This window comes from Aeromonas sp. QDB14, assembly GCF_027707845.1.
Classification (GTDB): Bacteria; Pseudomonadota; Gammaproteobacteria; order Enterobacterales; family Aeromonadaceae; genus Aeromonas; species Aeromonas caviae.
Genome location: NZ_JAPCJD010000091.1, coordinates 1 through 14,396 on the forward strand (window position 1 = coordinate 1; position 14,396 = coordinate 14,396).

The following is a 14,396-nucleotide window of genomic DNA, read 5'->3' on the forward strand; positions in this document are numbered from 1 at the left end:
GTACCACCAATCAGCAGTTGGCCACCTCTCGCCATTCATCCATGAGTGTCGCACTTATTATCTGAATTCCCGTTTTAATCCATATCAAGCAGAACAAAATCAACAAGTTAAGGATAAGTCGGGTTATTTTCTCATTTACCTATAAAAGAAGAGGGATAGCCGCCCCCACCCTCCGTTCCCCGGAAAACGCTCTCGCCATAAAAGCAGATGAAAATACTGCAAAAAATCGTTTTTTCGATATCGGCACCGGAGTGACAAGCGACTTATCGATAAGTTCAAAAATAATCAATAAAATTGTAAAAATCGAACTTAACAACATCTTTACATAAGTTGACGCGGCATTTACGGAATAAAACGCCAAAAATATTCCATCAAGTGCATATTCCCATCTAATTCCCCCTGCAGCCCCCATCCCCGCCGCTCCATTTGACGTCCATCACCAAACCTTGATAAGCCTTACGCACCGCTCCAACGAGGGCGGTAATGGAAGCAAACAATAAACAATCAGGAAGGATACTAGCGATGCTTAGGAAAAGCAGACTCTCTGCTGCCGTAGCGTTTGCCTTGGCGAGCGCGGCAGTTGTGGCCACCCCTGTCCTGGCCGAAGAGGGCCAGAACGTAGAAAAACTGCAAAAAATCAAGGTCACCGGCTCCCGGATCTCCCGGGTCGATGTGGAAGGCTCCACCCCGGTCGTCTCCGTGACCAAGGCGAAAATCGAGCAATCCGGTCAGCAGACCGTCGCCGATTACCTCAAGCAAGCCTCCTACAACTCCTTTGGCGGCGTCTCCCCTGCCTCCGGCAGCTCCTTCCAGTCCCAATCCACCGTCGGCCTGCGCGGCCTGGGTTCCGAGCGTACCCTGGTTCTGCTGAACGGCAAGCGGGTAGCGGGTTCCCCCACCATGGGCGGCACCTCCATCAACCTCAACACCATCCCCATGGCCGCCGTTGAGCGGGTCGAGGTCAACCTGGACGGCGGCTCCGCCATCTACGGTTCCGACGCCATTGGTGGCGTGATCAACGTGGTGCTCAAAGAGGGCTACGAAGGGCTGGACTTCCAGGGCCGCATTGGCTCCCCGAGCGAAGAGGGCGGCGACGAGAAGAGCGGCTCCATCGTGGCAGGGGTGGCCGGCGAGAAGGGCTCCCTGATGGCGGTCTACGAGCACGACAAGAAGGACGTCATCTACAGTCGCGATCGGGACTATCTTGCCAAGCAGGGCAACGACTCCCCCAGCGCCTACGGCCGCAACGTGGAGGGGATCACGGGTCTAGACGCCAACGGCGACCCCATCTGGAAATACGGCCCCCTGGCCGGCGCCACCAATGCCGACGGCTCATGCAAGGAGCCCTTCGTCGGCTTCGAGGGCGGCTGTAACTTCAACTACGGCCAGGTCGCGGCCACCACGGCCTCCCGCAGCCGTGACACCCTGTACGTAAACGGTCGCTACCACATCAACGACAACGTGGACTTCGTGCCGCAGATCATCGGCTCCCGGGTCGAGAGTTTCGGCCGCTTCGCCCCGGCCGCCGGCGCCTTCACCATTGACCCGGCCAACCCGAAGAACGCCCAGTTCTTCACCGACAACGGCCTGGATGCCGCCGCCACCCAGGGTCTGGGTGAGGCTGCCTACGCCTACTACCGCTTCAGCAACGTCGGTCCCCGTGACAACTATGTCACCGACACCACCGGCAGCATGAACCTCGGCTTCGAAGGCACCATCGCCACCGAAAGCGTCGGCGACATGCAGTGGAACGCCGGCTACATGTACTCCAAGACCGACAACAAGGAAAACGGCACCGGTTACGTGCTGAAGTCCGCCGCCCAGCAGGCGATCGCCGACGGCAAGTTCGTCGGTGGCGAGTTCGACCCCCAGAGCACGGCCTCCATGGCCGCCGACACCAGCCGCCGCGCCACCATGGACTTCTACCAGTGGTACGCCGGTGTCCAGTGGGACATGGGTGAACTGCCGGCCGGTCCGGTCAGCTGGTACGCCGGTGCCGAGTACAACGACTGGGTCTATGCCGACAAGTACGACGCCCAGTCCGAAGCCGGCAACATCATCGGCTCCGCAGGCAACTCCTCCGGTGGCGTGCGTGACGTGACTGCCGCCTACATCGAGTCCCTGGTGCCCATCACCGAGCAGATCGAGCTGAACGTGGCCGGTCGCTTCGACAAGTACAGCGACTTCGGCAGCGCCTTCTCCCCCAAGGCGAGCCTGCGTTACCAGCCGCTGGACAACCTGATGCTGCGCACCTCCTGGTCCCGTTCGTTCCGCGCCCCCAGCCTGAGCGATCTCTACTCGGCTGATTCCGAGTCCGCCGACTGGGCGAAGGATTACGTCTACTGCGAGGCCAACGGCATCTCCGCGGCAGACTGCCCGAACCGCCAGTACACCACCACCCGTACCTCCAACGAGGATCTGAAGGAAGAGACCGCGGACACCTGGAACTTCGGGGTGGCCTACAGCCCGGTGGATGACCTGAACCTCTCCCTGGACTACTACACCATCAAGATCGAGGACGTGATCCAGCTGAACTCCCTGCAGTCTCTCATCTATGACGAACTGAACAGCGGCAGCTCCAGCAGCATCACCCGCAACAGCCAGGGCAAGATCGGTAGCGCCATCGCTCCCATGGTCAACCTGGGGACCCTCGAGACCTCCGGCCTCGACCTGAAGGTGGATTACACCTACGACCTGAACTACGCCACCGTGCGTTATGACCTGGGCGGTACCTACATCCTGAAATACAAGGAAGGTCTGTACGCCGGTGGTCCCGTCATCGACAAGATCGGCCAGAACGGTCTGCCCCAGATGCGCTTCAGCTCCGGTGTGGGTATCAACGTTCCCCAATGGTGGAACATGGATACCTACCTGAGTGCGAATTACATCGACTCCCAGAGCCAGGACTACATCGCCAATACCGGTGAGGAAGTGGGCCACATCGCGTCCCAGACCACCTGGAACCTGAACGTCGGTGTGGAAGCGCCCTGGAACGGCAAGATCCAGGTCGGCGTGAAGAACATGTTCAACGTGGGCCCGTCCCTCGAGAGCGATGGCTTCACCTATGACGACGAGCTCTACAGCATCGACGGTCGCATCTACTACCTCGACTACAGCCAGAAGTTCTAATCCACCAGCAAACCACAAGCCGGCCCGTTCGGGCCGGCTTTGCCCAAGGTCCCAAGGAAGTTACGGAGATAGGGTAATCCTATGAAGACAAGGACAATTACAATGAAGAAAGCGCTCCTCGGCAGCCTGATTTCGGCTGCCTTGCTGACCAGCTTCAATCTGAGTGCCGCCACCGCCGGTCAGGCTGTGGACGCTCAAGCCGCCACCGACAATGCATCCAAAGTTTCCCAGCAGAAGATCGACAGCTACGCCGAGTCTGCCGAGTCTGCCCTGGCCCAGTACAAGGCCGCCCTGCGCCAGGTGGACAGCCTGCGCGCCTACAACGAGCAAGTGGGCAAGATGGTCGACTCCCAGAGCGCCGAACTCGCCTCCATGCAAAAGCAGATCGCCCAGATCGACCAGACCAGCACCGAAGTGGTGCCCCTGATGCTCAAGATGATCGACTCCCTCGAGCAGTTCGTCTCCCTGGACCTGCCGTTCCAGAAGGTGGAGCGTGAGGACCGCGTGGCGGCCCTGACCGATCTCATGAACCGGGCCGACGTCACCATCTCCGAGAAGTACCGCAAGATCCTCGAGGCCTACCAGATCGAGGAGGGCTTCAGCCGCACCATCGAAGCCTACAAGGCGAGCCTGGACAAGGATGGGGACGAGAAGACCTACGAGTTCCTGCGCGTCGGCCGCATCGCCCTGCTCTACCAATCCCCGGATGGCAACGAGACCGGCATGTGGAACAAGAAGACCCGCCAGTGGGAAGTACTGCCCCAGGAGTATCGCAGTGCGGTTGAACAAGGCCTTCGCATCGCGAAGAAGCAGGCGCCCCCCGCCCTCATCAAGCTGCCGGTTCAAACTGCGGAGAAAGCATCATGAAAGGAATCAAACTTGCCATCGCCTCGCTGATCGCGGGCGCTACCCTGGTCACCCTGCCGGTGACCGCCGCCGAGAAGCCGGTGGATCTCAACGCCCTGCTCAATCAGGTCAAGGCCGCCAGCACCAGCGAATCCCAGCTCAACAAGGAGCGGGAAGCCCGCTTCCTGGCTGACAAGAACGAACAGGGGGCCCTGCTCGCCAAGGCCAAGGCGGATCTCGCCGCCGAAGTCGCCAGGGGCGAAAAGCTCAAGGCCACCTTCGATGCCAACGACAAGCAGCTCACCGAGCTGACCGAGACCCTGCGCCAGCGCTCCGGCAACATGGGCGAGATGTTTGGCGTGCTGCGCCAGTTCGCCGGCGAGTTCAAGGGGATCTTCAACGCCTCTGCCCGCCGGGTCGAGCATCCGGAGCAGACCGCCCTGCTGACCCGCCTGGCCGAGAGCAAGGAGCTGCCCTCCAGCGATGACCTGACCGCCTTCTGGACCACCACCCTCAGCCGCATGGTCGACGGTGGCAAGGTGAGCCAGATCCCGGCCACCGTGGTCTATGGCGAAGGCAACCAGGCCGAGAAGACCGTCACCCAGATCGGTGAGTTCAACACCGTCTCCGAAGGCAAGTACCTCACCTTCGTGCCGGAGACCGGCAAGTTCGAGCAACTCTCCCGCCAGCCCGAGAACGCGGTGCTGGAACCGGTCGCCAAGTTTGAACAGGGTGGCGGCAGCGTCGAACCCATCTTCATCGACCCGTCCCGTGGCGTGATCCTCTCCCTGCTGGTGCAGTCGCCGACCCTCAAGGAGCGCATCGATCAGGGTGGCTCCGTGGGCTACGTGATCCTGGCGCTGGGTGTCATCGGTACCCTGCTGGCCCTGTTCTGCGGTGCCCGTCTTTCCCTCATCGGCGGTGCCATGCGCAAGCAACTGAAATCCGAGCAGATCATCAAGGGCAACCCCATCGGCGAGATGCTGGGTGCCTACCAGGATCACCGGGGTGACAACATCGAGGATCTGGAATCCAAGCTCGACGAGATCATCCTGCGCAACGTGCCCAAGCTGGAGAAGGGCATCAGCCTCATCAAGCTGATCGCCTCCGTCGCCCCGCTGCTGGGCCTGCTGGGTACCGTGGTCGGGATGATTGCCACCTTCCAGGCCATCACCCTGTTCGGTACCGGCGATCCCAAGCTGATGGCGGGCGGTATCTCCGAGGCCCTGGTGACCACCATGCAGGGTCTGGTCGTGGCCGTGCCCATGCTGTTCCTCTACACCATCGTGCAGACCCAGAGCCGCCGTCTGATCCAGGTACTGGAAGAGCAGAGCGCCGGTTTCGTTGCCCGTTATCAGGAACGTCTGCACGCCGCCAAAGCCGCAGCCTAAGGAGTCACCCATGTGGTTCTGGTTGATTGAAGAAGTCGAGTCGGTCCGCCGGTTTCTGGGATTGGGGGGCGACGTGCTGGTCGCCCTGTTCTTCCTGACCCTGATGATGTGGGCCCTGCTGCTGGAGCGCTGGTTCTACTTCATGGCGGTCTATCCCCAGCAGGTGAAGCAGACCAAGACGGCCTGGCTGGCCCGCACCGATCACCTCTCCTGGTCTGCCAGGCAGATCCGCCGCGAGCTGGTCTCCCGGGTCGCCATGGCGGTGGACAAGGGGATGCCGGTCATCAAGGTGCTGATCGCCCTCTGCCCGCTGATGGGGCTGCTTGGGACCGTGGTCGGCATGGTGCAGGTGTTCGATACCCTGGCCATTACCGGCACAGGCTCCCCCAGGGCGATGGCCTCGGGGATCTCCAAGGCGACGGTACCGACCATGGCGGGCATGATTGCCGCCCTTTCCGGCCTGTTTTTTGTCAGCCGGCTCGATCACAAGGCCAAGTTGGCGGTGCAGAAGCTGGAAGACAACCTGAAACACGGCTGATGCAGGATGCACATCCCCGGCCGGGCCATGCCCGCCGGGGCACAGAACAAGCAAGGAGTTTTTTGCCATGAGAAAACGTCACAGCGACAGCGGTGCTGACGAGGCGGCCATCGATTTGACCCCCATGCTGGACATCGTGTTCATCATGCTGATCTTCTTCATCGTCACCACCTCGTTCGTCAAGGAGTCCGGCGTGGAGATCAACCGCCCGAGCGCCAGCACGGCCGAGACGGTGAAGAAGGGGAACATCATGGTCGCGGTCCGCGAGAACGGCCAGGTCTGGGTCGACAAGCGCATCGTCGAAGTGGGCGCGGTGCGTGCCAACATCGAGCGGCTGCGGGCGGAGAACCCGGAAAGCGCCGTGGTGATCCAGGCCGACAGCGAATCCCGTTCCGGTCTGGTGGTGCAGGTCATGGACCAGATCCGCATGGCCGGTGTCCAGAACATCTCCATCGCCGCCGACAAGAGCAGCTGATGCCGGAGCGAATGCCATGAGATACCTGATATCGTTAGCGGTCTCCTGCGTGGTGGTGTTCTTCCTGTTTCTGGGAATGAACAAGCTCATCACGCCGGATCACCGGGAGCTGACGGAGCGGGAGGACGTCACCATGACCGACTTCATCCGCCTCAAGCCTCAGGAGACCTTGCAAGAGAAACAACGGGAACTGCCCAAACCGCCTCCCCCGAAACGCCCGCCTCCCCCGCCCGAGATGGAGGTGGCGAGCACGGACAGGCCTAAGATGGACAGCTCCCCCATGGACATGCCCAAGCTCGACATCCCGGTCAACATCGGTGGCGGCAACGCCCTGGGTGCCTACAGCACCGGCGGCGGTGGCGGCGGCATGGGCGGCAACAACGGCGCCATCCCGATGGCGACCTTCGAGCCCATGATGCCCCGCAAGGCGGCCCTGGCCGGTCTTGCGTCCGGCAAGGTGCTGGTGGAGTTCACCGTCACCGAGCGCGGTACCGTGAGCAACATCCGCATCGTCAAGGAAGAGCCCCGCAGCTATGACCTCGGCAAGGCGGCGCGCCAGACCATCGCCAAGTGGACCTTCAAGCCGGCCATGGTGGACGGCAAGCCGCAGGCCAGTCGCATGCAGCAAGAGATCGAGTTTGCGACCAACTAAGGAGGGTGGCGATGAAAAAGTTACATACCCTGATCCTCGCCCCGGTGGCCATGGCGGTGCTGCTCAGCACCGCCACCTGGGCCGCCGAACAACCCGCCCTGTCTGACCGCGCCTACCGCGCGGTCAACAAGGCCCAGGCGTTGATCACCGAGAAGAAATACGGCGAGGCCAATGCCAAGCTGCAGGAGGCGCTGTCCGGCGCCGGCGAGCGGGTCTACGACAAGGGGGTCATTTTGCAGACCCTGGGCTTCGTGGCGGCGCAGCAGGAGAAGTACGGTCAGGCGACCAAGTACTTCGCCGACGCCATCGCCACCGGCGGCCTGCCGCCCCCGGTGGCCCAGCAGGTGCGCTACAACCTGGCCCAGCTCTACATGGCGGAGGGGAACTTCAAGGGTTCCATCAACACCATGAAGGAGTGGTTCGCAAACCTTGGCAAGGACGAGAAGCCGACCCCGCACGCCTACATCACCCTGGCCAACGCCCATGTGCAGCTCAAGCAGTACAGGGAAGCCATTCCGGCGGTGGACAACGCGATCAAGCTCTCCGCGGGCAAGGCGCCGGAGTCCTGGTACCTGCTGAAGATGGCGGCCCACTACGAGCTGAAACAGTACAAGCCGGCTACCGAGGTGCTGACCGCCCTGGTGGACCGCTACCCGGAGAAGAAGAAGTACTGGACCCAGCTCTCGGCCATGCACATGCAGGCGGGCAACGATGCCAAGGCCCTGGCGGCACTGGAAGGGGCCTACAACCTCGGCATGCTGACCGAGGCCAACGAGTTGCAGCGGCTCGCCAACTACCTCGCCTTCGCCGGCATTCCCCACCGCGCCGCCCGCGTGATGGAGAAAGCCATGAAGGAGGGGCAGATCGAGAGCACCGCGGCCAACTACAAGACGCTGGCCAACTACTGGCATCAGGCCAAGGAGCTGGACCCGGCCATCGACACCCTGGCCAAGTCCTACAAGCTGGCCCCCAATGCCGAGCTGCAGCTCAAGATGGCGCGCATGATGATCCAGAGCAAGCGCTACCAGGATCTGGTGGCCTTCGCCGCCAAGCCTGCCGCCAACGCCAGCGGCGAGCAGCGGGCGGACCTGAAGTTCCTGACCGGGGTCGCCTATTTTGAGCAGCAAAAGCCCAAGGAGGCGCTCTCCGCCTTCACTCAGGCCGCCCAGAACGGCAACGTCAGTGGTCGTGCTTCCCCCTGGATCAGCTTCTTGAAAGAGCAACAGAGCGGCGCCGTCACCCAATAAAGCTGCGCGGCCCGGCTGGCGGGGCGGGGATCTTCCCGACTCGGCATCCGGGCCGCGACACATCGACAAGGGGGTCACCCCGCAGATTGCCTTGGTGGCAATTGGCCGCTCTTCGGAGCGGTCTTTTTTATGGCACCGCCCCTGCCCTTTTCCCCTCCTTCTCCTGATACAAGGCACAAAAAAATCCGGAGCCTGGGCTCCGGATTGGGTCATTGCCTTGCGAGAGAACAGGCCATGCAAAGTGCCGGCCTGCCGCTCAAACGGTCATCAGTAGCTGCACACCAGCTTCCAGCTGCCGTCGCCCACTCTGAGTTCGCTGCTGGTATAGCAGCCTGGACAACTCAGTAGCTGCATATCAGTTTCCAGCTGCCGTCGCCCGCCTTGGGCTCGCTGCTGGTCCACCAGTTGGCCTGCCACACCGCCTTGCCGTTGGTCATGCGGTCGGTGCCATTGGCGTGATCCCCGCGCGGCCAGGTCGGATAGGCATTGTAGTCCGCCGGGTTGACGTTCTGGCTGGCACAGGTGGTGCCACCGCTGCCGCCGTCACCACCGCCACTGCTGCCCAGCACCGCCTCGGCCAGGGCCGGGAAGTCGGACTTCAGGCCTATAGTCTGGCTGCCGGCAATCAGGCGCATGCCGCTCGGCACGCCGGCGGCCGGCAGGTAGTAGGTCATGGCCACTTCCACGTCGGTGCCCGGCGTCCAGGCTTTCCAGGCCGGCAGCGTCAGAGCCACCTTGTGGAAGTCCTTCTCATTGGCGATGCCGTCCGAGTTCTGGTTGCCACCACTCTCCACCACTTTCAGTCCCATGCCGCTCTGGTCGGTGATGGTGTCTGAGGTGGAGGTGGGGACCAGGAACTCGATGCGGGTGCCGCCCGGAATGGTCTGGGTCGATTTGTTGGTGAGCTTGAGGGTCGGGTTGATCGGGTAGTTGGAGTCCCCTTCCTTGAAGCCGGAGAGGCTCACGCCGATGTCGAGCTGGGCAGCCGGAGCCGGCAGATCATTCTGCTTCAGGGCCGCCTTGTCGGCCTTGCTGAACTTCTCGTAGGCGAGGCTGGTGAGGGTGCTGCCCATCACGTACTCGTTCTTCGCGGCGTCGAAGTCATAGTCCCCCGCCATCTCCCAGAACATGACGCCCCCCAGGTCCCGCTTGACGATGTAGTCGAGCTTGTGACCCATGGACTCTTCATCTTCGGTGGAGAGGAACACCTTCTTTTGCTCGTTCCAGAGCCAGGACGCATGGGCCTTGTCGTCGTAGTAACGCACATACTGGCCTTGCATCACGTGGGCCGGGTTGTTGGGATCCAGACCCCAGGCCTGGCCGTAGCTCGGCAGGGTGGTGATGCCGAGGCTGGCCGCGTGCTCCAGGTTCTTGGCATGCCACATGGGCACGGCGCCGCCGCCAATCTCCTTGCCGTTCTTGTCAAGGTCATGCCAGATGTTGTCGATGCCGACCGCCCCGTTGCCGCAGGGGACAGTGCTGCCCCCCGTACCCGGCTGACAATCGCTCTGGCTCGGCAGCGCCGCCTTGCCCCCCAGGCCATGGGTGCCACCGGTGACCCCCTGCCAGCCGCGGGTGTAGTAAGGCACCCCTATGTTGATCTTGCCCGCCGCCATGGCACCCCGGAAGTAGTGGGCCGCCCAGGCGGAGTTGAGATAGCCGATGCCGCCAAACTGGGCCTGGGTGTAGACACCCCACTGGGACAACTCGGGATCCGCCTTGTTGTCGAACAGGGCGGCGTTGTGACCGACGAAGTGGTTCCAGGCACCGTGGAAGTCATAGGTCATCAGGTTGACGTAGTCGAGGTACTGGGTGACCTGGAAGTTCTCCATGCCGCGCAGCAGGTAGGCCGAGGCCGGCGAGGCGATGGTCAGCATGTACTTGCGACCGTCCTCGGTGCCGGCGCTGTCGAGCTTGTTGCGCAGGGTCTTCATCAGCACTTCATAGTTCGCAAAGAGCTTGTCGCGACACTGGTTGGAGAGCGGGAAATCGTTGGGGTTGCCCGCATCCTTCATGGAGGTGGGGTACTCGTAGTCGATATCCACCCCATCGAAGCCGTACTGGCGGATGAAGCCCACGGCCGAGTCGGCAAAGGCGTTGATGCCGGCGGTGTTGACCGAGCAGTCGCCCTTGGTGGTGGCGGCGTAGAAGCCGCGGGTATCGGCCCAGCCCCCGACGGAGATGAGGGTCTTCACGTCCGGGTACTGCTTCTTGTACTTCGACAGCAGGTTGAAGTGACCCTGATAGGCAAACTCCGGATCCATCTCGGCGCCCGGCACCCCGTTCCAGGTCAGCTTGGTAGCGGCGTCATCCACCTTGATGGTGTGACTCTGCTCGTCCACCGCCGCGAAGGCGTAGTTGATGTGGGTGATCTTGTCCCAGGGAATGTCGCTCACCAGGTAGGCGGGCAGGCCGTTCTTGCCGGTGCGCCAGGAGGTGAAATACCCGATGACGCGGCGGCCGTGGTCATCCCCCATGCACTCGCTGCCGTCGGCGCGGTAGATCTGGCGCACGTCGCAGGAGAGATTGCCGCCGGTAGGGGGCAGGGCCGCTTCTTCCACCTGCACGTCCACCTGGGCCGACTCGCCAGAGAGGTTGCTCTTGTCGGTCGCCACCAGCTTGAGGCCGGTCAGCCCCTTGTTCTGGGGCGTCCAGCTCAGCTGCCAGGGGGCGCTGGTGTCCTCGCCCACCTTCTGGCCATTCACGAAGAGCTCGACCTTGGCGACGTCGTCATTGGCATCGGTGACATTGCCGCTCACGGTGAGGGCGCGGCCCAGGGTCACCCTGGCACCGGCGGCGGGGCTTGCGATGCTCACCCTGGGCGCCTCTGGCGCCACCACGGCGGCGACCTTGAAGCTCGAATCCGCCTCGCTCAGCACCTTGCCGTCTTTATCCAGCGCCCGGGCCTTGAGGGCGTGATTGCCCGCACCGGCGGCAGACCAGCTGGCACTCCAGGGAGAAGCCGTGGCGGTGGCGACCAGAGCGCCGTCGATGAGGTATTCCACCCGGGCGAGCGCCGTGACCGGGCCGCTCAGCGTCACCGCCAGGGCCACACTGGCCCCCTCGCTGACGCTGGCACCCACGGCGGGGGAGCCGATGGCGACGACCAGGGACGGTGGCGGCACCTCGCCACCATACAGCTTCCAGGCATCGGCCCAGACCACCCCCACCCCGGGGGCGTAGTGATAGGGGGACGCGCCGCACCAACCGGAGTAAGGGAATTCCTTGCATTCATAGAGGGCGCCTGCATTGCTGACGATGTCGCCAGCCTTGTAGGCGGTGCCGGCCTGATAGGCGGGGTAAGCGGCCTGCGCCCAGACAGGGACGGCCGCAAGGGCGACCAGCATGGCAAGCCTGCTGGGCCTCAAGATCTGTTGCATATTGTTATCTTCCTTGTTTTGTCTTGGCTTCAATACCGGGAAAAGCGCAATCGCAACAGGGAACAAGGGAGCGACAACAGGCCATGGACGGGCCACAAACCCTCAAGTCACCCTGGGTAACCCCGCTGTCTGGCCCGGATGGGACAGATCGGAGGCTTTGCGTCCCGGCATCACTGCCGGTTTGCCCTTTGCCTGGGTTCCGTGAGGAACGGCTCGAGTATAGGAAGCAAGTGACCACTGCTCAATCTTTATTCTCGAAGGAAAATATGTGAATGCTGGCGGCCTCACACTTTTCGCTCCCACCTGATGACAAATAGATCATCAATATCAAACTGTTAGCCACGTCAAAAAATGGCAGATGGGCTCCTTTGTCTCCTCATAATGTGCGTTGGTTCACTGGTCAGAGCTGCCAGAAATGTGACAATGCGCACCCTTGGCCACGATGCCAAGGCTATGGAAACACTGGCAAAAATAAAAAAAGGAATACCCATGAAAGGAACACCTACCCTGCTGTCGCTGGCCGTGGGGCTCGCGCTCGCGTCCCCCTCTCTCTACGCCGCCGGCTTCAGTTGCCCGGCCGACAGTGCCCTCACCCCCATCCCCGCCATCCAGGGCAGTGGCGACAAGAGCCCCCTCGTCCCGGACGATCAGTTCGAAAGCGCCCAGAGCGTCTCGGTCAAGGCAGTAGTCTCGGGTCTGGGGGAAAGCCTCAACAAGGGCTTCTACCTGCTGGATGTGCAGGGGGACGGCAACCCCGAGACGTCGGACGGCATTTTCGTCTACCTCAACGACAAGAACTTCGCCAGCAAGTACCCGGACATCCAGCCGGGCGCCCTGGTCTGTCTGGAGGCCAAGGTCGAGGAGTATTACGGCCACACCCAGCTCAAGCCCCTGTTTGACGGCAGCACGCCGCGCCTGACAACCCTGGCCCAGGGCGCCGCCCCGGCCGCCACGGCGCTGCGGGTACTGGAGGGGGAAACCCTGGCCCGAGCCCTGGAGCGTCACGAAGGGATGCGAGTGCGCCTTGACGCCGACAGCGCCCTCAAGATAAGCCGCAACTTCAGCTACGACTATGCCGCGCGGCGCAACAACCTGGTGCTCGCTCACGGCGCCCCGCTGATGAAGCCGACCCAGCGCCATGTGGCGAGCAGCCCCGAGGCCGTGGCGCTGGCCGAGGCCAACGCCAGCAACCGCGTCTTCCTCGAGTCGGACTTCAAGGCGGGGGACGGCAAGCTCCCCTGGCTGCCCGCCTGGGAGCCGGAGCAGGGTTACCTGCGCATCGGCGATGCCCCGATCAATCTGGAGGCCATGGTCGGCTACAGCTACAACGAGTACCGCCTTATCGTGCCCCGGGATCAGACCATCACCGCGGGGGATCTGCTGCGCACCGGCGACAACGACCGCCAGAGCGCCCCGGCCCGCGTGGATGGCACTGACCTTCGCATCGGCAGCTTCAACGTGCTCAACTACTTCACCAGCCACTCCAGCGTGGGGGGCGCCCTCAACGTGCTCTGTGCGGATCAGGCGGATGCGGACAGCGCCAAGGGTTGCAACCGCGGCGCCAAGAGCCTGGAGGAGTTCCAGTTGCAGCGCGCCAAGATCGTCAACGCCATCACCGAAATGGACGCCGACCTGCTCGGCCTGATGGAGATGGAGAACAACGGCTTTGACGAGCACGCCGCCCTCCACGATCTGGTGGAGAGCCTCAACGCCAGGCAGAAGGAGGCGAGCAAGCACTACGCCTTCGTCACCCTGCCCAAGGCCCTGCTCACGGAGGATCGCTTCTTTGGCGGCGACGCCATCATGGTGGCCATGATCTACCGCCCCGCCCTGCTCACCCCGAGCGGGGATGCCGACGTCATCCCCCTGCCCCAGCAGCGCTACACCACGGGCGGCGTCACCAAGAGCGCCGGTCAGCGGGACTCCCTGGTCCAGCGCTTCACCGTGGCGGGCAGCGACGCCCCCCTGACCCTGGTGGTCAACCACCTCAAGTCCAAGGGGTCGGGCTGCTATGAGAACGGGGATGGCAAGACGGAGCCTGCGGATCGGCAGGGCAAGTGCACCGAGTTTCGGGTGAGCGCCGCCAAGGTGCTGGGGGAGGCGGTGAGCAAGATGCCGGGCCAGGTGCTGCTGGTGGGGGACTTCAACTCCTACGCCAAGGAGGATCCCATCCGTGTGCTGACCGACTATGCGCCGGTCGCGGGGGAGCGCCAGATCCGCTCCGCCTCCCACACCTACATCGGCGACAAGCCCTATGAGCAGATGGGCCGGACGGTGGCCAAGGGTTACGGCCTGGTGGATCTGAACGTCAAGTTCAACCAGGAGAAGGCCATCTCCTACAGCTACGAGGCCGAGCTCGGCACCCTGGACTACGCCCTCGCCAACCCGGCGCTGGCTGACAAGGTGGTGGCGGTGGCCGACTGGCACATCAACTCCTTCGAGAGCAACCTGTTCGAATATGGCAGCGCCTACACCGGCGATCTCATCAAGTCGGACAACCCCTTCAGCGCCTCGGACCACGACCCCGTCATCGTCGACCTCAAGCTCAAGGAAGCGAGCAAGGGGGGTGGCGGCGCCATGGGCGCCCTGCTGCTGGCCCTGTTGCCGCTCGCCTGGCGGCGCCGTCGCTAAGACGCGGCATCCTCGATGCCAGGTGCAAAGCCCGCCATGGCGGCAATGCTGATCAGTTAAGGATCCATTGACCGATCCTTCTGCTGTAGGACAATCCGGAACCAATC

The 14,396-nt window shown here is 62.8% G+C and carries 9 protein-coding genes and 1 riboswitch; of the genes, 8 read left to right on the top strand and 1 reads right to left on the bottom strand.

The window, feature by feature from the left end; all coding sequences use genetic code 11:
* Positions 1 to 522: 522 nt before the first annotated feature.
* The 7 genes from PG887_RS19700 to PG887_RS19730 all read left to right on the top strand — a co-directional run bounded on the left by PG887_RS19700 (position 523) and on the right by PG887_RS19730 (position 8,278).
* Positions 523 to 3,129: a TonB-dependent receptor plug domain-containing protein gene (locus tag PG887_RS19700; protein ID WP_104455358.1), complete on the top strand. Its 2,607-nt coding sequence runs from the start codon at positions 523 to 525 to the stop codon at positions 3,127 to 3,129.
* Between the two features lie 102 nt (positions 3,130 to 3,231).
* Entirely contained in the window at positions 3,232 to 3,996 is a 765-nt protein-coding gene (locus tag PG887_RS19705) for a DUF3450 domain-containing protein (protein WP_010675473.1), read from the top strand.
* Entirely contained in the window at positions 3,993 to 5,366 is a 1,374-nt protein-coding gene (locus tag PG887_RS19710) for a MotA/TolQ/ExbB proton channel family protein (protein WP_103858181.1), read from the top strand. Before PG887_RS19705 ends, PG887_RS19710 begins: the two co-directional genes overlap by 4 nt.
* A 10-nt stretch (positions 5,367 to 5,376) precedes the next feature.
* Entirely contained in the window at positions 5,377 to 5,904 is a 528-nt protein-coding gene (locus PG887_RS19715) for a MotA/TolQ/ExbB proton channel family protein (RefSeq protein WP_010675475.1), read from the top strand.
* Positions 5,905 to 5,971: 67 nt separating this feature from the next.
* Positions 5,972 to 6,379 carry an ExbD/TolR family protein gene (locus PG887_RS19720; protein ID WP_010675476.1) on the top strand — a complete coding sequence of 136 codons (408 nt, stop codon included), beginning with the start codon at positions 5,972 to 5,974 and terminating at the stop codon, positions 6,377 to 6,379.
* A gap of 16 nt (positions 6,380 to 6,395) precedes the next feature.
* Entirely contained in the window at positions 6,396 to 7,031 is a 636-nt protein-coding gene (locus PG887_RS19725; protein ID WP_010675477.1) for an energy transducer TonB, read from the top strand.
* An 11-nt stretch (positions 7,032 to 7,042) separates the two neighbouring features.
* A complete protein-coding gene (locus PG887_RS19730) occupies positions 7,043 to 8,278 on the top strand; it encodes a tetratricopeptide repeat protein (RefSeq protein ID WP_109112970.1) in 1,236 nt (411 codons plus the stop codon).
* Between the two features lie 341 nt (positions 8,279 to 8,619).
* Here PG887_RS19730 and PG887_RS19735 read toward each other — a convergent pair whose 3' ends face one another.
* Entirely contained in the window at positions 8,620 to 11,658 is a 3,039-nt protein-coding gene (locus PG887_RS19735) for a glycosyl hydrolase family 18 protein (RefSeq protein ID WP_442866342.1), read from the bottom strand.
* 112 nt (positions 11,659 to 11,770) lie between these two features.
* A riboswitch (cyclic di-GMP riboswitch) is annotated at positions 11,771 to 11,854 on the bottom strand.
* A 293-nt stretch (positions 11,855 to 12,147) separates the two neighbouring features.
* On the opposite strand from PG887_RS19735, the gene PG887_RS19740 reads away from it, so the two are divergent.
* Positions 12,148 to 14,289 carry an ExeM/NucH family extracellular endonuclease gene (locus PG887_RS19740; protein WP_104455356.1) on the top strand — a complete coding sequence of 714 codons (2,142 nt, stop codon included), beginning with the start codon at positions 12,148 to 12,150 and terminating at the stop codon, positions 14,287 to 14,289.
* Positions 14,290 to 14,396: the final 107 nt, after the last annotated feature.